Source organism: Agrobacterium sp. D14 (genome assembly GCF_001526505.1).
Lineage (GTDB): Bacteria > Pseudomonadota > Alphaproteobacteria > Rhizobiales > Rhizobiaceae > Agrobacterium > Agrobacterium leguminum.
This window is the reverse complement of record NZ_ASXX01000002.1, coordinates 82,957-103,196: the sequence shown is the minus strand read 5'-3', so window position 1 is coordinate 103,196 and position 20,240 is coordinate 82,957. Positions and strand designations below refer to the sequence as shown.

Annotated in this window: 16 protein-coding genes and 1 pseudogene; 3 read left to right on the top strand and 14 right to left on the bottom strand. The window is 61.3% G+C overall.

The window, feature by feature from the left end; genetic code table 11:
* Window positions 1–168 precede the first annotated feature (168 nt).
* The 7 genes and pseudogenes from L901_RS03145 to L901_RS03115 form a co-directional block, all read right to left on the bottom strand.
* A complete protein-coding gene (locus L901_RS03145; protein WP_059753374.1) occupies window positions 169–1,824 on the bottom strand; it encodes an ABC transporter ATP-binding protein in 1,656 nt (551 codons plus the stop codon).
* On the bottom strand, window positions 1,824–2,675 hold the full coding sequence (locus L901_RS03140) for an ABC transporter permease (RefSeq protein WP_059753371.1): 852 nt from the start codon (window positions 2,673–2,675) through the stop codon (window positions 1,824–1,826). The genes L901_RS03145 and L901_RS03140 overlap by 1 nt, the downstream gene beginning before the upstream one ends.
* Window positions 2,675–3,625, bottom strand: coding sequence for an ABC transporter permease (locus L901_RS03135; protein WP_003524664.1), 951 nt, complete (start codon window positions 3,623–3,625; stop codon window positions 2,675–2,677). Before L901_RS03135 ends, L901_RS03140 begins: the two co-directional genes overlap by 1 nt.
* Before the next feature lie 92 nt (window positions 3,626–3,717).
* A pseudogene (locus L901_RS03130) lies at window positions 3,718–5,327 on the bottom strand (ABC transporter substrate-binding protein).
* Between the two features lie 92 nt (window positions 5,328–5,419).
* Window positions 5,420–6,133, bottom strand: a complete 714-nt coding sequence (locus L901_RS03125) for an HAD-IA family hydrolase (RefSeq protein WP_003524662.1) — start codon at window positions 6,131–6,133, stop codon at window positions 5,420–5,422.
* Between the two features lie 256 nt (window positions 6,134–6,389).
* Window positions 6,390–7,763 carry an aspartate aminotransferase family protein gene (locus tag L901_RS03120; protein ID WP_059753368.1) on the bottom strand — a complete coding sequence of 458 codons (1,374 nt, stop codon included), beginning with the start codon at window positions 7,761–7,763 and terminating at the stop codon, window positions 6,390–6,392.
* A 14-nt stretch (window positions 7,764–7,777) separates the two neighbouring features.
* On the bottom strand, window positions 7,778–8,614 hold the full coding sequence (locus tag L901_RS03115) for a GNAT family N-acetyltransferase (protein WP_020813307.1): 837 nt from the start codon (window positions 8,612–8,614) through the stop codon (window positions 7,778–7,780).
* On the opposite strand from L901_RS03115, the gene L901_RS26825 reads away from it, so the two are divergent.
* From L901_RS26825 to L901_RS03105, 3 genes are read left to right on the top strand one after another with little or no spacing between them, the layout of a single operon-like run.
* Window positions 8,579–8,929 carry a hypothetical protein gene (locus L901_RS26825; RefSeq protein ID WP_147401565.1) on the top strand — a complete coding sequence of 117 codons (351 nt, stop codon included), beginning with the start codon at window positions 8,579–8,581 and terminating at the stop codon, window positions 8,927–8,929. The genes L901_RS03115 and L901_RS26825 overlap by 36 nt on opposite strands.
* A gap of 7 nt (window positions 8,930–8,936) precedes the next feature.
* Window positions 8,937–9,605, top strand: coding sequence for a haloacid dehalogenase type II (locus L901_RS03110; RefSeq protein ID WP_031234533.1), 669 nt, complete (start codon window positions 8,937–8,939; stop codon window positions 9,603–9,605).
* Between the two features lie 15 nt (window positions 9,606–9,620).
* Entirely contained in the window at window positions 9,621–10,895 is a 1,275-nt protein-coding gene (locus tag L901_RS03105) for an FAD-binding oxidoreductase (protein ID WP_020813305.1), read from the top strand.
* Between the two features lie 259 nt (window positions 10,896–11,154).
* On the opposite strand, the gene L901_RS03100 is transcribed toward L901_RS03105, so the two are convergent.
* From L901_RS03100 to L901_RS03070, 7 genes are all read right to left on the bottom strand, one after another.
* Window positions 11,155–12,612: an NAD-dependent succinate-semialdehyde dehydrogenase gene (locus L901_RS03100; RefSeq protein WP_059753386.1), complete on the bottom strand. Its 1,458-nt coding sequence runs from the start codon at window positions 12,610–12,612 to the stop codon at window positions 11,155–11,157.
* Window positions 12,613–12,627: 15 nt separating this feature from the next.
* On the bottom strand, window positions 12,628–13,671 hold the full coding sequence (locus L901_RS03095) for a tartrate dehydrogenase (protein WP_059753366.1): 1,044 nt from the start codon (window positions 13,669–13,671) through the stop codon (window positions 12,628–12,630).
* Between the two features lie 13 nt (window positions 13,672–13,684).
* Window positions 13,685–15,148 carry an aldehyde dehydrogenase gene (locus tag L901_RS03090; protein ID WP_059753363.1) on the bottom strand — a complete coding sequence of 488 codons (1,464 nt, stop codon included), beginning with the start codon at window positions 15,146–15,148 and terminating at the stop codon, window positions 13,685–13,687.
* Window positions 15,149–15,289: 141 nt separating this feature from the next.
* Window positions 15,290–17,257, bottom strand: coding sequence for a hydantoinase B/oxoprolinase family protein (locus L901_RS03085; RefSeq protein ID WP_059753359.1), 1,968 nt, complete (start codon window positions 17,255–17,257; stop codon window positions 15,290–15,292).
* 3 nt (window positions 17,258–17,260) lie between these two features.
* Window positions 17,261–19,303 (bottom strand): hydantoinase/oxoprolinase family protein, encoded by a 2,043-nt coding sequence (locus L901_RS03080; RefSeq protein ID WP_059753356.1) that lies wholly within the window; start codon window positions 19,301–19,303, stop codon window positions 17,261–17,263.
* Window positions 19,304–19,431: 128 nt separating this feature from the next.
* On the bottom strand, window positions 19,432–19,887 hold the full coding sequence (locus L901_RS03075) for a GNAT family N-acetyltransferase (protein ID WP_059753354.1): 456 nt from the start codon (window positions 19,885–19,887) through the stop codon (window positions 19,432–19,434).
* Window positions 19,884–20,240, bottom strand: a complete 357-nt coding sequence (locus L901_RS03070) for a cupin domain-containing protein (protein ID WP_003524651.1) — start codon at window positions 20,238–20,240, stop codon at window positions 19,884–19,886. The genes L901_RS03075 and L901_RS03070 overlap by 4 nt, the downstream gene beginning before the upstream one ends.

Here is a 20,240-nt window from a genome sequence, read left to right as displayed (position 1 = left end):
GAGAACCTCTCCTCCGTCACGCCGGACTTGTGTGGACGTATTGTGGTTTACTTGATGCATAGGCCGGGATGCGCATCCCGGCCTATGCATCAAGTAAACCACAATACGTCCACACAAGTCCGGCGTGACGGAGGAGAGGTTCTCTTACCTGTTTGGCATTCGTCCAGCTCACCTTTTTGAAAACGCCCGCACCAGTTCCGCATCCTGCTGGAGATTGTCGAGCCATGTCGGGTCGAGTTTCGGCACGGAGGAGAACAGCAGTTTCGAATAGGGGTGGGAGGGCGATTTGATCGCTTCGGTTTCCAGATGCTCCACCTTCTGCCCGCCATACATCACGACGATTTCGTCGCAGATGGTTTCCACCACCGAAAGATCGTGGCTGATGAAGATATAGGAGAGGTTCAGCTCGCGCTGCAGTTCTCCGAGAAGATCGATGATCGCGGCCGCGACCACGGTATCGAGCGCCGAGGTGATTTCATCGCAGATGATGAGCGACGGTTCGGCGGCAAGTGCGCGGGCGAAATTGACGCGTTGCTTCTGCCCGCCGGAAAGGCCGGAGGGGTGGCGGTGACGCACCGAGCGCGGCAGCTTCACCATATCGAGAAGCTGATCGATCCGGGCGTCGCGCGCCTTGCCTTTCATGCCGTGATAGAAGGTCAGCGGCCGGCCGAGAATATCCTCGATGGGTTTCGACGGGTTGAGTGCGGTATCGGCATATTGGAACACGATCTGCATCCGGCGTAGCTGGTCGCCGGTTCGACGCCGTGCATCCGCATCCAGTTCCCGGCCTTCGAAGATGACATGGCCGCCGGCCGCCGGCAGAATGCCGGCAATGGCGCGCGCCAGAGTCGATTTTCCGCAACCGGATTCGCCGATGATGCCGAGATTGCGACCGGGATAGACCGAAAGGCTGACGCTATCCACCGCACGCACCAGCGGCATCTTGTCTTCGCCCTTCGTTCCGTAACCGGCAATCAGCTTTTCGATATCCAGCAGCGGCGTTGCCTGCTCCTGTTTGGCGGGTGTGATGACACGCGCCTTGTCATGAAAGGCCGTCAGCAGTTCCTTCGTGTAGGGATGCTGGGCATTTTCGAGGATATCCGTGGTCGTGCCGGTTTCCTGAACCTCGCCGCCTTTCAACACAACGATCCGGTCGGCGATCTGGGCGACGACGGCGAGATCGTGCGAAACATAAACGCCGCCGATGCCGTTCTTGCGCATTGCCGATTTGAAGGCGCGCAGAACCTCTATCTGGGTCGTGACGTCGAGCGCGGTGGTGGGCTCGTCGAAGATCACCAGCTTCGGGTTGCCGATCAGCGCCATTGCGGCGGAGAGGCGCTGAAGCTGGCCGCCGGACACCTGATGCGGGTAACGTTCGCCGATGGTCTCGGGATTGGGCAACGACAACGCCTTGAAAAGTTCCACCGCGCGTGTGCGTGCTTCCTGCGGCGGCATCAGATGGTGGATGCGGGTGACTTCGATGACCTGATCGATGATTTTCTGCGCTGGGTTGAAGGCGGCGGCGGCGCTTTGCGGCACATAGGCCACTTTTGTGCCGCGGACTTTGGCGCGTTCGGCCTCGGAAAGCTGCACCATGTCCTGGCCCGCCACCTTGACGCTGCCGCCGGAAATGCGGCAGCCCAGCCGGGCATAGCCCATCAGGGTCAGCGCGATGGTGGTCTTGCCGGAACCGCTTTCGCCGATCAGCGCGACGATTTCGCCATCGGCGATGTCGATGTCCACGCCCTTGATGATGTCGATACGGCGACCGGAATCGGTGGTAGCCTCGACTTTCAGTCCACGGATTTCAACGAGATTGCTCATTATTCGCTCCTGTCGCGGATTTTCTGCGGCAGATTGTCGATCAGCAGGTTGACGCTGATCGTCAGGCTGGCAATGGCCAGCGACGGGAAGATGACGGCGGGGGCCGCAAACGGCAGGCCGCCGATGTTCTCACGCACCAGCGCGCCCCAGTCCGCATTCGGCGGTTGCAGGCCGAGGCCGAGGAAGGAAAGGCCCGACAGAAGCAGCACGATGAACACGAAGCGCACGCCAAGATCGGCCAGTACGGGCCGAACGATGTTCGGCAGGATTTCAGAGCCGATGAGGTAGAACAGGCTTTCGCCGCGCACCCGGGCGACGGTGACGAAATCCATGGTGTTGACATTGACGGCGAGCGCCCGGGCGAAACGATAGGCGCCCGGAGTATAGATGACCGAGAGCGTGATGATCAGCACCGGAATGGAAGAGCCGACGGCTGCCACGACCACGAGGCCGAAAAGCTTGCTCGGAATGGAGTTCACCGCATCGAGAAACCGGCTCAGCGCCGCATCGAACCAGCCGCCGATGACGGCGGCGCACATGCCGAGCACGACGCCGGAGGTGCAGGCAATGGTGACGGCGGCGAGCGATATGCCGACCGTGAAACGCGCGCCCATGAGAATGCGGGAAAACACGTCGCGGCCGAGATAATCGGAACCGAGCCAGAGATCGGAGGTCATCGGCCCGAAATAATCGAGATCGACGATTTCACCGACCGGATGCGGAATGAGATAGGGCGCGAAGATTGCGACCATGGCCCAGAAAAAAATGACGAGAAAGCCGAAAACGCCGACTGCGTTGATCTTGTAACCCAAACGCGAGGTCCCCGAAGTTGTTTTGATATTGTCGGCCATCAGCGCAGCCTCGGATTGGACATGATGGCGATGATATCCGCCGTCGTGATGAGGAGGAGATAACCGACGCAGAAGATCATCGCGCAGCTCTGGATCAGCGGCAGGTCGCGGGTTGCGACGCCATCGACCATCAGCTTGGCGATGCCGGGATAATTGAAGATCGTCTCGACGATGATGACGCCGCCGACGAGATAGGAAAGCGACAGCGCCACCGCATTGACGATGGGACCGAGCGCATTGGGAAGCGCATGGCGAAGCACGATGCGCATGCGCGGCGCGCCCTTCAAAAGCGCCATTTCCACATAGGGCGTATCCAGCGTCTCGATGACGGCGGCGCGGCTCATGCGGATCATCTGTGCGGAAACGACGAAGGTCAGCGTGATGACCGGCATGGCATAGACCCGCAGAACATCGAAAAGCGTGTGAACCTCGCTGACCAGCGACAGCGCCGGAAGCCATTTCAGATAGACGGCGAAAAGCAGCACGGCGAGTGTGGCGATCATGAATTCCGGCACCGAGATGACGCCGATGGTCAGCACGGTGACGGCCCGGTCATAAAGCGTTCCGCGCAACATGGCGGAGCTGATGCCGAGGGTCAGCGCCAGCGGCACGGCGATGATGGTGGTAATGCCGGCAAGCTTCATGGAGTTGACAAAGCGCGGACCGATAAGATCGGCAATCGCCATGTTGTTGGCGTAGGATGTGCCGAGTTCGCCCTGCAGCAGGCCGAGAAGCCAGCGGACGAAACGCAGGAGGGCAGGGTCGTCGAGATGCATGGCGGTGCGCAGGCCGGCCACGGCCTCCGGCGTCGCCGCCTGGCCAAGAAGGATCGTCGCCGTGTCGCCGGGCAGCAGGCTGGTAGCGGAAAAGACGATAAACGACACGATAAGCAGCGTCGTCAGCATGACGACCAGCCGCCTGGCGATAAGGGATAATATCCGGCTGTTCATTCACATGCTCCTGCGACGTGCCTGATTGTGGAGGCTTTCCGCAACGACGGAAAGGCTGCCGGGCGCATTTTCGCGCCCGGCTCCATGGTCTATCAGGCTTCGAGCCAGACGTATTCCGCAAAGGCATAACCCATCATGCCGCCGAGCGGATTGGCTTCCAGCCCCTTCAGCTTGGAGGTGATGGCGTCGACGTTCGAAATATAGGCGGGAATGATGGTGCCGGCTTCGTCGGCGATCATCGTTTCCAGTTCGAAGTAGATCTGCTTGCGCTTGTCCATATCGAGCATGCCGCGTGCTTCGAGCATCAGCTTGTCGAATTTCGGCGACTTGTACTGGCTTTCGTTCCACGGTGCGTCGGAAGCGTAGAGCAGGGAGAACAGGATATCCGGTGTCGGGCGCGGGTTGATGTTGCCGAAATGGACCGGCGCCTTCAGCCAGTAATTGCTCCAGTAGCCGTCCGAAGGCACGCGCTGCACATCCAGCTTGACGCCGATTTCGGCGGCGGAAGCCTGGATGATCATCGCCATGTCGACCGACGAGCTTGCCGCATCCGATGCGATGACCGGAATGGACTGGCCGATGAGGCCGGCTTTTTCAAAGTGGAACTTCGCCTTGTCCGGATCGAAGGCTTTCGGCTTCAGGTCCGGATTGTGGTAGGGGTTCATCGGCGGAACCGGCTGGTCGTTGCCGACTTCACCGAGGCCGCGCAGCGCCGCCTTGACGATCTGCTCGCGATTGACGATCGACTTCATGCCGGCGATGAAATCGGCATTGTTGCCTGGCGCCTGGTCGAGACGCATGTTGAGGTTGGTGTAGTTTCCGGATGTCGTCTTGGAAAGAACGACACCGTCCTGCTTGTCGAGCAGGCGCAGCGCACGCGGGTTGATGGAGGCCGCGAGCTGGATGTCGCCGGAAAGAAGCGCGTTCACGCGGGCATTGTCGTCCGAGATCGCGAAGAACTCGAAGCTGTCCACATGCGGCCCGCCCGATTTCCAGTAATTGGTATTCTTGGCCATGATCGAGCGCACGCCCGGCTCGAATTTTTCGATCTTGAAGGCGCCCGTGCCGTTGCCCTTGGAAAAATCGGTCGTGCCATCGGCGACGATCATGAAATGGTGCATGGCAAGGATCGTCGGCAGGTCGGCATTGGCGCTGGCCAGCGTGATTTCGACGGTGCTCTTGTCGACAGCCTTGAAGCCGGTCATCTGGGCGGCGATCTTGGCGACCTTGGAGCCGACTGCCGGATCGAGATGGCGCTTCAGCGAATAGACCACGTCATCAGCGGTCAGCGACTGCCGTCATGGAAGGTGACGCCGGAACGCAGCTTCACGGTCCAGGTCTTGGCGTCCTTGGATTCGATCGACTCGGCCAGCTCCATCTGTGGCGTGCCCGAAGCATCGAGGAAGCTCAGGCGGTTATAGAGCGCGCAGCAACGGACGTAGTCCGTCGACAGCGAAGCCTTCGCCGGATCGAGCGTATCGGCGGTGGAGGAGGACCAGCCGGCAGCTTTCAGCGTGCCGCCGGATACCGGCGTTGCGGCCACGGCGCCAGAGGCGCGGCCGAGGATGGCCGAACCGGCGGAAAGGGCGACGCCGCCCGCCAGCAGCATGTGAAGCAGCTCACGCCGCGTTGCGCCGCGCCGGATCGCCTGTTCAACGGCGGCATCGTCGGAGCGGGTCCAGTTTGTAATCCTGTCACTCATGGTCTTCCCCTTTTGTATGATTTGTTGAAATGCGTCTGAAGAAATTTCCGGCTGCCGCATCCCAGTTCGCGGCACGCCATTGGCGGGGCGGCTCAGCCGCCCGTCTGTTTCACTGCTTCGGCAAGGCCGGCCATGGAGGTGAAGTGGTAGTCCGGCTCGGTAAAGTTTTCCGGCTCGATCGTACCGCCATATCCCTTCTGGGCGTGGCGACGCTCGATCCAGCAATTGGTCATGCCCAGTTTCCGGGAAATGCCGATATCGTGGTACTGGCTTTGCGCGACGTGCAGAATGTCGTCCTTCGATGCGCCTTCGCTTTCCACAAAGGCAAAAACCTTTTCGAAAAAGGCGGGATCGGGTTTTTCGGTGCCAGTGTCATCCGCGGTGAAAGCGGCATGAAAGGGATTGCCGAGTTCCTTCGAGAAATATTCGAAGGCCCAGCGCTGGGCGTTGGTCATGGCGATGAGGCGATGCGTCTTGGCAAGCTCGGCCATGGCGGCGCGGCTGTCTTCAAAGCCTTTCCAGCTTTTTGCCGCATCGCGCAGGCGTTCACCGAATGCGCGTTCCGCCGGCAGGCCGAGTTCGGGAGCGATAATCAGGTATACGCGGACGAGGTCATCCGGAAACAGGTCGGTCGCGTCGGAATAACGGGCCGCGCGGTAAAGCGCGAGCGCCTTTTCACCATCGACCTCCACGCCGTTTTCCGCGCCGATTGCGGCCAGCGTCGATTTCAGGCCGCCTTCGAAATCGATGAGGGTCCCCACCACGTCGAAGCTCATATATTTGAAGTCGCTCAGTTTTTTGGGCAATGTCGGTCTCCGCTTTGCCGCCTCGGCCTCTTGGGGAGCCTGCGGCAGATTATTCTGTTCCCGGACGGGATCCTTGCCCCGTTCCCATTTGCGATTACGCCCTTTTTTATGGCGTTTAGTGCCGTTTGCATTAATAGTTTGGCACTTTCGGCACGCCGGATTCGCCGAAATGGATCGGCTCTTCGGCAGAATATTGCGAATATGCGGTGCATTGCGACATTTCGAGAGGGTGCCGCAACGCCACCCGGCTATCGCCTCAGGCCATGGCGGCCCGTACCGCGGGGTCTTCGAGCGTCTGGTCGAGGGTCTTCAGCGTCCGCTCGATGATGGCGTCGATCTCGCTGTCGGCGCAGCAGAGCGGCGGCGCGTAACCCAGAATACCGTTCGCAAAGGCGCGCACGATCAGGCCGTTTTCCCAGGCGCGGTCGAAAACCTTGCGTGCGGGGGCCGCAGCGGCCGGCAGCGGGGTCTTTTTGTCCTTGTCGGTCACGAGTTCGACGGCGGCGAGCATGCCGCGCCCGCGGACATCGCCGACCAGCGGATGGCTTCTCAGGCTCTCAAGCCCCGCCATCAGCCTTTCACCGGCGCGGCGGCCGTTTTCCAGCAGCCCGCCCTCGTAAAGTTTCAGCACTTCGAGACCGACGGCGGCGCTGACGGGATGGGCGGAATAGGTATAGCCATGCCCAATTGCGGCCTCGCCTGCGAAGTCGGCTATTGTATCATAGACGTGGTCCGCCATGAAGACGGCGCCCATCGGCACGTAGCCGGAGGTGAGGCCCTTGGCGGTGGTGATGAAGTCCGGCACGATGTCCTCGTCGGCACAGGCAAACAGCGGCCCCGTGCGGCCAAAGCCGGTAATGACTTCGTCGGCGACGAAAAGGATGCCATAGGAACGGCAGAGGTCGCGCATGGCCTTGACCCAGCCGGGAGGCGGCACGAGAACCCCGCCGGAACCCTGGATCGGCTCCGCATAGAAGGCGGCGACGCGGTCCGGACCGATCGTCTCGATCTTGTCCTTCAGGATTTGCAGGGAGGATGCGATGATGGCGGCCGGGTCGCTTCCCACCGGGTTACGGTAGGCGTAATGCGACGGGATTTTGTGCTGCCAGTCGTAAGGCACGCCGAAACCGGCATGGAAAGCGGGCAGGGCGGTGAGGCCCGAACCGGCGGTGGTGGAGCCGTGATAACCCTGTTCGATGGAAATGAACTGGTCGCGCTGTGGCTGGCCCTTGGCATGCCAGTAATAGCGGATGAACCGAATGGTGCTGTCCACCGCATCGGAGCCGCCAAGCGTGAAATAGACGTGGTTGAGATCGCCCGGTGCGCGGTCGGCAAGTTCCGAGGCCAGCCGAATGGCCGGTTCGCTGCCAATGTCGAAATAGGCCGTCGCATAGGGCAATTCCCGCATCTGCTTTGCCGCCGCCTCGACGATGCTGTCATGGCCGTAACCGGCATTGACGCACCACAGGCCGGCAAAACCATCGATGAGCTGATGGCCGGTAATATCGGTGACGGTTGCGCCGCGTGCCGATTGCAGTACCCGCACGCCCAGCTTCTCATGGCCGCGGAAGGAAGAGACAGGGTGCACCAGATGGGCGCGATCCAGTTCGATGAGTGAATTGCTTAACATGGGTCTCTCCCGATTCAGCCCAGCGCCTGGCTGGTCAATGCGAATGTTTTCAGTTTTTTGTCAGCGGGGATTTCGGTTTTCGACCGGCGCATGGCGATGCCGCCGCCGACATGGCCAAGACCGCGTTCGGCAAGCCAGGGGGCCAGGCCCGTGTCGGCCGTGGTGTCCACACGAAGGAATGCGCCGGGACGTTCATAAAACACGAATGCGATCAGTTCTTTCGCGATTTCAGCATTTTCCGCGACGACCGGGCCGATGACTTCGCCGCGCCCGAAGGCGCGAAGTGCTGCAAAGCCCTTGATGACGCCCTGTTCCTGCACGAGTGCGAAACGCGCCCTTTCGGCAAGTGCTGCAAAGAGGGCCGTGCGATCCGCACCGAAAGCCTGCGCATCGAGCGCGGCGAGTTCGGCCGGATCAATGGTTTCCGCCCAGGTGACACCTTCCGGCCTGTCGGTCGCGGCCGGAATGCCCTGATGCTGGAGCACCTCGCCGCAGGCGGCGAAGCCCAGCTTTTCATAAAGGGGCAGGCCGTCGGCCGTGGCTACAAGACGGCACTCGCGATTTTCTGCTGCGTCCATTGCAGCGCCCATCAACTGGCGTCCAAGGCCGCGGCCGCGCATGCTCTCGTCCACGATCACCATATTGACGGTGGCGCAGGTGTCTCCGAGAATCGTCGCCATGGCGGTTCCGACGACGCGCCCGTTTTCCAGCGCGACGAAACCCTTGCTCAGGGAAAGGACCAGCGCCCAGTCTTCTTTCCGGTGCGGCCAGCCGGCCTGGCGGGAAAGTTCAACGGCCGCGTCGAGGTGGTCCGGTTGAAACGTTTGGATATCGATCAGGCTCGCCTGCATGCCGGAACTCCGTTTTTCTGCTTATTCATTGATAGACCGATGCCGAAAGAAGATTGTCCCGACAAATGGGAAGGTTCGATATGTTTCGCTGTTGCTTTTATCCGCCGCCGCATCTTATGCCGCATCTTGTCCGCACCTGGCTGTAAACCGGGGACCGGCGGCGGCTTCCGGTTTGCCTCGACGCAACTCTCTGCCAAACTGGCGGCTGCATACGCAACAATCTGCTTCCGCGAATGGCAATTGCGGTGCGTCGACCGGGCAAAGGCTTTCTATGATCAATTCATTCCGGCACGGCCGATCCCCAAGCAAGGATGACGACGACATGACCATCTTCCGCCCGAAATACATCTCCTTCGATTGCTACGGCACGCTGATCAATTTCCAGATGGCAGAGGCCGCCCGCGATCTTTATGGCGATCGTCTCGATGAAGCGCAGATGCAGCAGTTCATCAAGAATTTTGCGGCCTATCGTCTGGATGAGATCATGGGCGACTGGAAGCCCTACGCCCAGGTGGTTCACAATTCGCTTTCGCGCAGCTGCAAGCGCAATGGCGTGGCCTTCAAGGATGAAGATGCCACCTTCGTTTACGAGCACGTTCCGACCTGGGGCCCGCATGCCGATGTTCCGGCCGGGCTTGCCAAGGTTGCGAAGGAAATTCCCCTCGTCATCCTGTCCAACGCCATGAATTCGCAGATCATGTCGAATGTCGAAAAGCTCGGTGCGCCCTTCCACGCTGTCTATACGGCTGAGCAGGCACAGGCCTACAAGCCGCGCTTCAAGGCTTTCGAATATATGTTCGACATGCTGGGCTGCGGTCCGGAAGACATGCTGCATGTTTCCTCCTCGTTCCGTTACGATCTGATGTCGGCCCATGATCTCGGCATCAAGAACAAGGTCTGGGTCAATCGTGGTCACGAGCCCGCCAATCCCTATTACGGTTATGTCGAAATCGCCGATATTTCCGGCCTGGCAGGCGTGGTTGGATTGTAAGGAAAGGTCGGGACCATGAAGTTCGTCTCCTATTGGCACGATACCGCGCCGCAATTTTCAGGTGCCGCGCAAGGTCCCGTCGAAGGTCATTACGATGTCGCCGTCATCGGTGGAGGTTTCACCGGTCTCGGGGCCGCGCGCCAGCTGGCCAAGGCCGGCGCGCGGGTGGTCGTTCTTGAAGGGGAGCGGGTCGGCTGGGGCGCCTCCGGCCGCAATGGCGGGCATCTCAACAATGGTCTCGCCCATTCCTATCTCTCCGCCAAGGCCGAGCTTGGCAAGGAGCGCGCGATCGCCCTCTACAGGGCGCTCGATTCCTCCATCGATACGCTGGAGGCGCTGATCGCTGAGGAAGGCATCGATTGCAACTTCCGCCGCTCGGGCAAGCTGAAGCTTGCCTCCAAGCCGCAGCATTTCGAAGGTCTGGCGAAGAATTTCGAGGCGCTGCATGCCGAGGTCGATCCCGACACGGCGCTTCTTTCCGCAGCCGATCTCAAGTCGGAGATCGGTTCGCCCTTTTATGGCGCCATGCTTTCGAAGAAGAGCGCGATGATGCATATGGGTCGCTATGTGGCCGGCCTTGCCGAAGCCGCCAGCCGTCATGGCGCGGTGATCTTCGAAAATGCGGCGGTGACGAAGCACATCCAGAACGGCAGGACCCATGAACTGGAAACCTCGCGCGGCAAGGTGACGGCCGACAATGTTCTGGTGGCGACCGGCGCTTACACGCCGTCCGGCTTCGGTTATTTCCGTCGCCGCATCATCGCCGTCGGCAGTTTCATCATCGCCACGCGGCCGCTGACGGATGCCGAGGTTCAGGCCTCGGTTCCGGGCAACCGCACCTATGTCAACTCGATGAATATCGGCAATTATTTCCGGCTCGCGCCGGATAACCGGTTGATCTTCGGCGGCCGTGCGCGCTTTTCCGCCACGTCGGACCAGCGTTCGGATGCCAAAAGCGGTGCGATCCTGACGGAAAGCCTGCATCGCATCTTCCCGCAGCTTTCGCATGTGCCGATCGATTATTGCTGGGGCGGTCTGGTGGACATGACCAAGGATCGTTATCCGCGCGCCGGTTTCCACGACGGCGTCTGGTACGCCATGGGCTATTCCGGCCACGGTGCGCAGCTTTCCACCCATCTCGGCATGATCATGGCTGACGCCATTCTCGGACGGCCGGATAACAACCCGCTGAAGGGACTGGAATGGCCGGCGGTGCCGGGCCATTTCGGCAAGCCGTGGTTCCTGCCGGTCGTGGGCCTCTATTACAAGATGCTGGACAAGATTCAGTAGAGTGCGGTCGCTTTCCTGTCGCTCAGGCTTCTTACGAACCATCCTCCACATTCGACGTCATCCTCGGGCTTATCCCGAGGATCTGTCCACCTATCGCAAAATCAATCGGTAGCAGATGCTCGGGACAGGCCCGAGCATGACGGAGGAGAGGTTTGTGGGCGTTCCATCAATCTAACAGCAGCTGTCCGGCCGTTTTATTGCCTCCACACAAAAAGAAGGGCCGCAGAGCGGCCCTTTAGGCGGGGAGAAGGAAGCGGGCTCAGGAAAGCCCGCCAATATGAAACGTCTTGATTTCCAGATATTCCTCGATGCCGACCTGTGCGCCCTCACGGCCGAGGCCGGATTGTTTGACGCCGCCGAAGGGTGCGACTTCGGTGGAGATTGCGCCGGTGTTGAGGCCGACCATGCCGAATTCCAGCGCCTCGCCCACGCGCCAGGCGCGTTTCAGGCTTTCGGTATAGAAATAGGCGGCGAGGCCGAAGGGCGTGCCGTTGGCGATGGCGATGGCTTCTTCTTCCGTCTCGAAACGGAAGAGCGGTGCCACCGGTCCGAAGGTTTCTTCGCTTGCCAGCCGCATCCCGGTCGTGGCGCCGGTCAGCACCACGGGGGCGGTATATTGCGGACCTTCCGGCAGATCATGTGGTTTGGTAATGACCTTCGCGCCCTTGGAAACGGCGTCATCGATATGGGCGCGGATCTTGGCGATGGCCGGTTCGTTGATCATCGGGCCGATGGAAACGCCTGCCTCGGTTCCGGGTCCGACCCGCATGGCATCGACGCGATCCGCCAGTTTTTTCGCAAACGCGTCATAGACGCTCGACTGCACGAGAATACGGTTGGCGCAGACGCAGGTCTGGCCGCCATTGCGGAATTTCGAAACCAGCGCGCCTTCGATGGCGAGATCGAGATCGGCATCATCGAACACGATGAAGGGCGCATTGCCGCCCAGTTCCAGCGACAGCCGCTTGACGCTGTCGGCAGCACCGCGCATCAAAAGCGAGCCGACACGGGTGGAGCCGGTGAAGGAAATTTTCCGAACCGTCTCGTTGGCCATGATTTCGTTGCCGATTTCCGTAGGCATGCCGGTGACGATGTTGATGACGCCGGCGGGAATGCCGGCCCGTTCGGCAAGCACGCCGAGCGCCAGCGCCGAATAGGGCGTGAATTCCGAAGGCTTGATGACCACGGTGCAGCCGGCCGCAAGTGCGGGCGCGACCTTGCGGGTGATCATGGCGTTAGGAAAGTTCCACGGCGTGATGATGCCGCAGACACCGACCGGTTCTTTCAGCACCACGATACGCCGGTCCGGCGTCGGTGAAGGAATGGTGCTGCCGCCGATACGACGAGCCTCTTCCGCGAACCATTTGACGAAGGATGCGCCATAGCGGATTTCGCCCTTTGCCTCATCCAGCGGCTTACCCTGTTCGGTGGTCAGGATCAGGCCGAGATCGTCGACATTGTCGATCATCAGCGCGAACCATTTTTCCAGAAGCGCTGCGCGCTCCGCGTGGGTTTTCTTTTTCCACGGGCCGAAGGCGGCATTGGCGGCTTCGATTGCCGCGCGGGTTTCCCCGCCGTCCATATCCGGCACGGTGCCGATTACCGTCTGCGTCGCCGGGTCGATGACATCGACCGCCTTGCCCGATGCCGCCGCTTTCCATGCGCCGCCGATCAAGCCCGTCTGGCGAAAGAGTTCCTTGTCCTTCAAGCCCTGCATCATAATTCTCCGAAATCAGTCGAGCGCCGCAAGAACTGCGGCGGTGATGGCGTCTGTCTTGTCCTTGCCCGGCACCGTGCCGATACCTCGGCCGGTCGCCGTTTCCAGCGCCGTCATGATACGCACAGCCGCGTCTTTTTCGCCGAGATGCTCGAGCATCATCGCGCCGGACCAGATGGCGGCGATGGGGTTGGCGATGCCGAGATGGGCGATATCCGGAGCCGAACCGTGCACCGGCTCGAACATGGAGGGCGCGCTGCGGTCAGGATTGATATTGGCGGAGGCGGCAAAACCGAGGCCGCCCTGAATGGCTGCGCCGAGGTCGGTCAGAATATCGCCGAAGAGGTTGGAGGCGACGACGACATCGAGGCTTTCCGGGGCCATAACCATGCGGGCCGCCATGGCGTCGATGTGGTAGCTGGAAACCTCGACGTCGGGATATTCGGCAGCGAGCTTGTGGGTCACCTCGTCCCAGAACACCATCGAATATTTCTGGGCATTGGACTTGGTGATGGAGGCAAGCTTGCCGCGACGCTTCTGCGCCTGCTCGAAGCCGAAGCGCAGGATGCGCTCCACGCCCTTGCGGGTGAAGATCGAGGTTTCGACGGCAACTTCATCGTCGGTGCCCTGGTGCACGCGGCCGCCAGCGCCGGAATATTCGCCCTCGGTATTTTCGCGGATGCAGAGAATGTCGAAGCCATCGGCCTTCAAAGGCCCCTGCACACCGGGCAGAAGCCGGTGCGGGCGGATATTGGCATATTGCACGAAGGCCTTGCGGATCGGCAGCAGCAGGCCGTGCAGCGAGACAGAGTCCGGCACTTCCGCCGGCCAGCCGACGGCGCCAAGCAGAATGGCGTCGAAACCGCGCAGGGTCTCGATGCCGTCCTTCGGCATCATCGCGCCGGTTTCCTTGTAGAAGGCGCAGGACCAGGGGAATTCCGTTCCTTCAAGCGCAAAACCGGAGGTTTTGGCAGCGGCGTTGAGCACCTGCCATGCGGCGTCCGTCACGCTTTTGCCGATGCCGTCTCCGGGAATGAGTGCGATGCGATGCGTTTTCAAGACATTACCCCTGTTACAGTCCGATAAGGACGCTTTTGCTCTTGCGGTTGGCGAGATAGGCCTCGCGTCCGAGATCCTTGCCGATGCCGGAGCGTTTGTAACCGCCGGTCGGCAATATGTGGTCGCGCGAGCGCCCATAACGGTTGACCCAGATCGTGCCCGCCTGAATGGCGCGGGACAGGCGCATGACGCGCGAGACGTCACGGCTGAAAAGACCCGCCGCCAGACCGTAGGTCGGATGGTCGGAAAGCGCCAGAGCCTCTTCTTCCGTGCGGAAGGTCTGCAGCGTCAGCACAGGGCCGAAGATTTCCTCGGTGACGGCAGGAGAGGTCTGGTCGACATTGGCGATCAGCGTCGGCTGGTAGAAATAGCCGGGGCCATCCATCACTGCGCCGCCGGTCAAGCATTCGCCGCCATGGGCGACCGCCGCCTGCACGATGCCGTCGATGCGCTTGCGCTGCACCTCGGAGATGATCGGCGAATATTGCGTCGTCTCGTCCCAGGTCGGGCCGGGCTTCACTGCCTTCATGCGGGCAATGATGGCAGTGGAAAGGGCATCCGCCGCACTTTCCTCGACGATGATGCGCGAGCCTGCCACACAGGCCTGCCCGGCATTGGAGAGGATATTGCCGGCGATGGCCGCTGCCGCCTTCTCGATATCGGCATCGGCGAAGACCAGTTGCGGGCTCTTGCCGCCGAGTTCCAGCGTCATCGGCTTGATGCCGGTGCGGGCAATGTTGGCCATGATGGCGGCGCCCGCGGCGGTGGAGCCGGTGAAGCTGACCTTCGAAATTTCGGGATGGCCGGTGATGGCATTGCCGGTCACGGGCCCGTCGCCCAGCACGATGTTGATGAGACCTGCCGGCAATCCGGCCTTGATCGCCAGCTGCGCCATGAAGATGCTGGAGAAGGGCGTCATTTCCGATGGTTTCAACACCACGGCATTGCCTGCCGCGAGCGCCGGGCCGAGCTTCCAGCCGGCCATGGAGACGGGGAAATTCCACGGCGTGATGGCGCCGACGACGCCATAGGGTTCGGTCATGATCATGCCGAGGCTTGCATCGTCTGTCGGCACCAGATCGCCGCCTTCCTTGTCCGCGAATTCGGCGAAGAAACGGATCTGTTCGGCGGTGACGGCGATATCGCCGGCGATCAGCTGGCCTACCGGTCGGGTCGAAGAGAGTGCCTCGATTTTCGCCAGCGTCTCGGCTTCCTGTTCGATCAGGTCGGCCCAGCGCTGCAAGACCTTTGTGCGCTCGCGCGGGCGCACGCCGCCCCAGTTGCTGCTCTTCAACGCGGCCTTGGCAGTCTGTACTGCCTCATCGACCAGCGCTGCATCCGCCTTGGGGCAACCGGCATATTCTATGCCGTCCGAAGGGCGGTGCATGTCGATGCCGTTTGCCGCCGGAACCAGCCGGTCGCCGATAAAGTGGCCGATCGGCAGGGATAAGCTGTCTGGATCGAAGCTGAGCGTCATGTGGAATCCTCTTTGGATATGCCCCAACGCTAATCCCTGATGGCAAGCAGCATCGACCGACTGCGGCGCGGGCGGTGAATGAAAATCCTGTTTTGCCACCGGCAGACAGCGCAATCTTCGGCGGCCGGTATATGCCGCAGGTCAAACGCCGTAGCGGGCGCTTATACGGTCGAAAATCTCGGCCATCCGCTCGCCAAGGGGGCGGGGGTCATCGCCCTCGTTTTCCACCGCTTCAAACACCCGGTGTTTCAGGAAAAAGCGCCATCCCACGGGCGATTTTTGCAGGAATTGTGTCAGGAGATCATAACGTTCCCGGGTCCAGACCGCCTCGAAGGCGAGCCGCTCCGGTCCGTAGCTGATGATATCGTCCGTCTTCCGGCGCGGCGCGGCGCGCAGGGCAGCCGTCGCCTCTTCGTCGATATCATCACCGTTGAGCGCCACCCCATAGTGTCTTGCAGCATTTTCTGCCGAGACCGCACCACGCCGCACATCGCGCAGCACGGCCTGCTGCGGGCGGGTGAAGGGGTCGCCGTAACCGCCGGCTCCCGGTCCTATGACGCGAATGACATCGCCCGGACCGCAATGGACGATATCGGTATTGCCGAGCGAGATTTCGCCCTCGGTATCGGGATTGCGGAGGAAGCGGGAAATCAACCCCGGACCTGCCCCGTTGACACCCCAGCTCGCCATCACCGAACGGTTGCGGTTGCGGGCCGTGACCACCGTTTCCGGGGAGGATATTTCAAACTCCATGGCAGCCGAAAGCCCGCCGCGAAAACGGCCCGCCCCGCCGGTGTCGCGTTGCAGCCCATAACGGCGGAAAAGGATCGGTACTTCCGCTTCGCTGATTTCAATCGGCGTATTGCGCAGAAAACCGGTGGCGCCGCCCGCGCCGTCGCTGCCGTCGCAGAAGGGCGTGCCGCCGCCGCCGCCGCCAACCGGGCCTATGGAGGCCATGACCGGGCGGCCGTTCCTGTCGCTGGTCTTGATGTTCATGATGGCGTTTCCGCCGGGTGAGGCGGCGGGAATAAGCTCCGGCAGGGCCTTTGCAAAAGCACCGATGGTGACGATCTGGGTCATGGCGCAGGTCAGCGAACGCATGCCGACGGCGGCCGGGCGCTGGCAATTGACGATCGTGCCTTCCGGCAGCACGGCCCGCGCCGGGCGCAGGGTGCCGGCATTCAGGAGCAGGCTGTTGTCGAGCGTATAAAGCACATAGGTCAGTCCGACCATGACGAGTGAATGCCGCTCGCGGCCGCCGGTCGGCATGTTCAGCGACGAGCCGAGCTGCGGGTCGCTGCCGGTATAATCGAGGACGGCTTCGCCGCCTCGGATTTTCAGCGTCAGCGCCACGCGGCATGGCCGGCCGCCGACGGAATCCTCATCGGCATAATCGGCAAAGAAATAGTCGCCATCGGGCACCCGGGTGAGGATTTGCCGGGTCTGCTCTTCCGCATAATCGAAAATCTGGCGCACACCGTCCAGAAAATCGTCAAAGCCGAAGCGGGCGATGATCTCCTGCATCTTGCGTTCGCCGATATTGACGGAGGCGATCTGGGCGTGGAGGTCGCCGATATTCTGCTCCGGCATGCGGACATTGGCCTTCATCATGTCGATGATGAAGGTATCGAGCCTGCCTTTGCGCACGAGCTTGACCGGCGGAATGCGCAGGCCTTCCTGCTCGATTTCGGAAAGCGAGCGGGACAATGAGGCGGGAACCGCGCCGCCGACATCGGTATTGTGGATGTGCCCAACCACGAAACAGGCAATTTTGCCCTCATGGAAGACCGGTTTCCAGATGTGGATGTCCGGCGAGTGAGTGGCGACGAAACCGCTATAGGGATCGTTGGTGATGCAGATATCGCCCTCTTCATATTCCTCGAACATGGAAAGCAGCGGCGCGTAATCGATGCCGCTATACCAGGGCGCGCCGAATTGCCGGGGATTGGCGAAGGCCAGCCCCTCGCGCGTCACCACCTGGCAGGAAAAATCCTCGGTTTCCTTGACGAAGGCGGAATGAGCTGTGCGCATCAGCGTAAAGGCCATGGCATCGGCGGCGGCCGAGCAGAAATTGGCGAGCACCTTGAGATTGCGGCGATCGATGGTCATGGGTCAAAACTCCCGCTTGGTAATGACGAGATTGCCGAAACGATCGACATGGACCGAAAAGCCGGGCGGCACCACGGTGGTGGTATCGTCCTGAAGGACGATGGCGGGGCCGTCGAAATCGTGACCGGTTGCCAGATCGTCACGGTGATAGATCGCTATGTCGTGTTCCATGCCGCCAAACCAGCCTTTCGTGTGAAAGCGCGGTGTTGCGGGACCGGCGGCAATGCCTGTCTCGCGAAGCGGCGGCTTCGGCGTTTTCCCGGAGACGACAAGCCTGAGATTGACCATCTGCACCGCCGCCCGCTCATCGGAATGACCGTAGAGGCGGGCATGTTCCTCATGGAAAGCCCTGTTGATCGCGCTGGCGTCGCCGCTGTCCAGCCATTCCGGCTGGAGCGTGGTTTCGATTTCGTAGGATTGGCCGCGATAGCGCATGTCGGCGGAAAGCCGCATCTCGCAATCACCGTTAAAACCCTGTTCCTTCAGCCAGTTGCGGCCGGTTTCCTGCATTTCGGCGAGAAGGGGGGCGAGATCGGAGGTCTCCCTGTCGTTCACATCGCAATAGGTGGTGCGGATGAAATCGTTCTTCAGATCGGCAATCAGGCCTCCGAGCGCGGAAACGACACCGGGGGTGGGCGGCACTACCACACCCTTCATATCCAGCTCGCGGGCGAGGAAGCAGGCGAGCATCGCGCCGGCGCCGCCGAAAGCGAAGAGGTGAAATTCGCGCGGGTCGATGGCGAAACGGGAGGTCAGGGCATTCACCTCCGCATACATGCCGGAGACGGCGATATCGACGATGTTGCCGGCGAGCGCCTCGACGGAAAGGCCGAGCTTTTCGGCGAGCGGCGAGAGCGCGGTGCGAGACGCGGCGTGATCGACGGTCACCGCGCCATAACCGAGCGGCATATGGCCGATGAGATTGGCGGCCGCCATGGCGTCCGTGATCGTCGGGCGGTTACCGCCACGTCCGTAACAGGCGGGTCCCGGCGTCGAGCCGGCACTTTCAGGCCCGACCTGCAACAGCCCGAGGCTGTCGACCCATGCGACCGAGCCGCCGCCCTGGCCGACGGAGCTGACCGAAACGGAAGGGACATGAATCTGGAAATCGCCGATCAGTTCGCCGACCCCATATTGGGCCTCGCCATCAAGGATAACGGCCACATCGGCGCTGGTGCCGCCGATGTCGAGGCTCATCACCCGCTCAAAGCCGCTGGCCTTTGCCAGATAGCCTGCGCCGATGACGCCGGAAGCGGTGCCCGACAGGATCATCTGCACACATTCCCGCCGCGCCTGATCGATGCCCATGACACCGCCATTGGTCTTGGTGATGAGCAGCGGGCAGGCAATGCCTTGCCCGCGCAGCACGGTTTCGAAACGGTCGAGGTAATGTGCGACGCGCGGCTGGACATAACCGCTGATGACGGCGGTGACGGTGCGCTCATATTCGCGGATGATCGGCCATGTCTCGGCAGAGGAGACCACGGGCAATTGCGGCGCGATGCGTTCGATCATCGCCTTCACGGCAAGTTCGTTTTCGGGGTTGCGGTAGGAATGCAGGAAGGCGAGCACGATGCCGTCGCAACCGGCTGCAAGGGCGCCGGCGACAGCCTGTGCCACATTCTCTTCGTTCGGGGCGAGCTTTACCTCGCCGGTCGCCAGCATGCGCTCGGCTATGCCGAAAACCCGTTCACGCGGGATGAGCGGTTCCGGCCGCACGGAATAGAGATTGTGGATCTGCGGAATTTTAAGGCGTGCAACGCCCAGCACGTCCTCGAAGTTTTCGGTGGTGAACAGCGCGACGTTCTGGCCGTTGCGCTGGATGACGGTGTTGACGCCGACGGTGGTTCCATGGGTGAAATAGGAAACGTCCTTCGCTTCGATGCCGTCGCGCTTTTTCAGCGTATCGAGCGCGAGAAGGATTTCTTCTCCGGGCGCATCGGGGCGGGAAAACACCTTCAGGGTGGAAAGCGAGCCGGTCCCATCGTCGAACACGGCAAAATCCGTAAACGACCCGCCAACATCGACGCCAATGCGATATCCCATCTCTTCCGTCTCCTTTTCCGGTGCGGACGATGCTGTCATCGGGACTGGAAAAGGGCCAAGCATTTATGAGGTAAGGGTCATAGCCCCAGGTTATGAGGATGGCCGGGGTGGCCCGTAGGGAGGGTTGTTCAACCCTCGCCGGGTTTCGGCACCGTCATGTAATATTCAGGATGCGGTGCTGCGCGATAGCCGGCCTTTTCGTAAACGCCATGGGCGTCGCGGGTCGCCAGCATCCAGCTCGATACCGTTGAAAGCTCCGGGTGTTTGCGTATCTCGGTGGCGATCCAGGACGCAAGGCCGCGACCGCGATGATCCTCCACCGTGAAGACATCGCGCAGATAGCCGAAAACGGCGTAGTCCGTCACCAGACGGGCGAAGGCGGCCATGGAGCCGTCAGGGGCGTAAACGCCGATCGGCAGCGAATGCGAAAGCGCCCGCTTCAGCCGGTCGGCGGTCATTCCCTGCGCCCAGTAGGAATCGCGGGCGAGAAAACCATGGACCAGATCGAAATCCACCCGTGCCGGATCGGTGCTCAGCACATAGTCGTCGCGGGTGATTTCGAAAATGGCCGGTTCCCAGTTCATCCGTTCACCGTAACATAGATCTTGCGGACGGTTTCAATGGTTTTCCAAACGCCGACGAAGCCCGGCTTCATGACGAAACTGTCACCAGCCGTATAACGCAGCGGTGCGCCGCCTTCCGGCGTGATTTCGATGACGCCTTCGAGAATATGGCAGAATTCGAAGGTTTCGCCCTTGATCGAACGGCTTTCGCCCGGCGTCGCTTCCCAGATGCCGGTGTGGACGGTGCCGTTGCGGGCTTCGTCCAGCGGCCAGGTCTTGAAGGACGGATCGCCGGAAATGAGACGTTCCGGTAGGGCCTTGGAGGCTTTCGGTTCGAAGGCGGGGTGCGTGTCGATGGTCTTGAGAAGCGGCAT

Bases quoted from the DNA above. Each gene is read 5' to 3' on its own strand.
- L901_RS03075 (WP_059753354.1), bottom strand. From the start codon at position 19,887: ATGAACTGGGAACCGGCCATTTTCGAAATCACCCGCGACGACTATGTG.
- L901_RS03110 (WP_031234533.1), top strand. From the start codon at position 8,937: ATGACCATCTTCCGCCCGAAATACATCTCCTTCGATTGCTACGGCACG.
- L901_RS03140 (WP_059753371.1), bottom strand. From the start codon at position 2,675: ATGGCCGACAATATCAAAACAACTTCGGGGACCTCGCGTTTGGGTTAC.
- L901_RS03085 (WP_059753359.1), bottom strand. From the start codon at position 17,257: ATGACCATCGATCGCCGCAATCTCAAGGTGCTCGCCAATTTCTGCTCG.
- L901_RS03145 (WP_059753374.1), bottom strand. From the start codon at position 1,824: ATGAGCAATCTCGTTGAAATCCGTGGACTGAAAGTCGAGGCTACCACC.
- L901_RS03120 (WP_059753368.1), bottom strand. From the start codon at position 7,763: ATGTTAAGCAATTCACTCATCGAACTGGATCGCGCCCATCTGGTGCAC.
- L901_RS03080 (WP_059753356.1), bottom strand. From the start codon at position 19,303: ATGGGATATCGCATTGGCGTCGATGTTGGCGGGTCGTTTACGGATTTT.
- L901_RS03070 (WP_003524651.1), bottom strand. From the start codon at position 20,240: ATGCCGCTTCTCAAGACCATCGACACGCACCCCGCCTTCGAACCGAAA.
- L901_RS03105 (WP_020813305.1), top strand. From the start codon at position 9,621: ATGAAGTTCGTCTCCTATTGGCACGATACCGCGCCGCAATTTTCAGGT.
- L901_RS03090 (WP_059753363.1), bottom strand. From the start codon at position 15,148: ATGACGCTCAGCTTCGATCCAGACAGCTTATCCCTGCCGATCGGCCAC.
- L901_RS03100 (WP_059753386.1), bottom strand. From the start codon at position 12,612: ATGCAGGGCTTGAAGGACAAGGAACTCTTTCGCCAGACGGGCTTGATC.
- L901_RS03135 (WP_003524664.1), bottom strand. From the start codon at position 3,625: ATGAACAGCCGGATATTATCCCTTATCGCCAGGCGGCTGGTCGTCATG.
- L901_RS03115 (WP_020813307.1), bottom strand. From the start codon at position 8,614: ATGCAGGCGAGCCTGATCGATATCCAAACGTTTCAACCGGACCACCTC.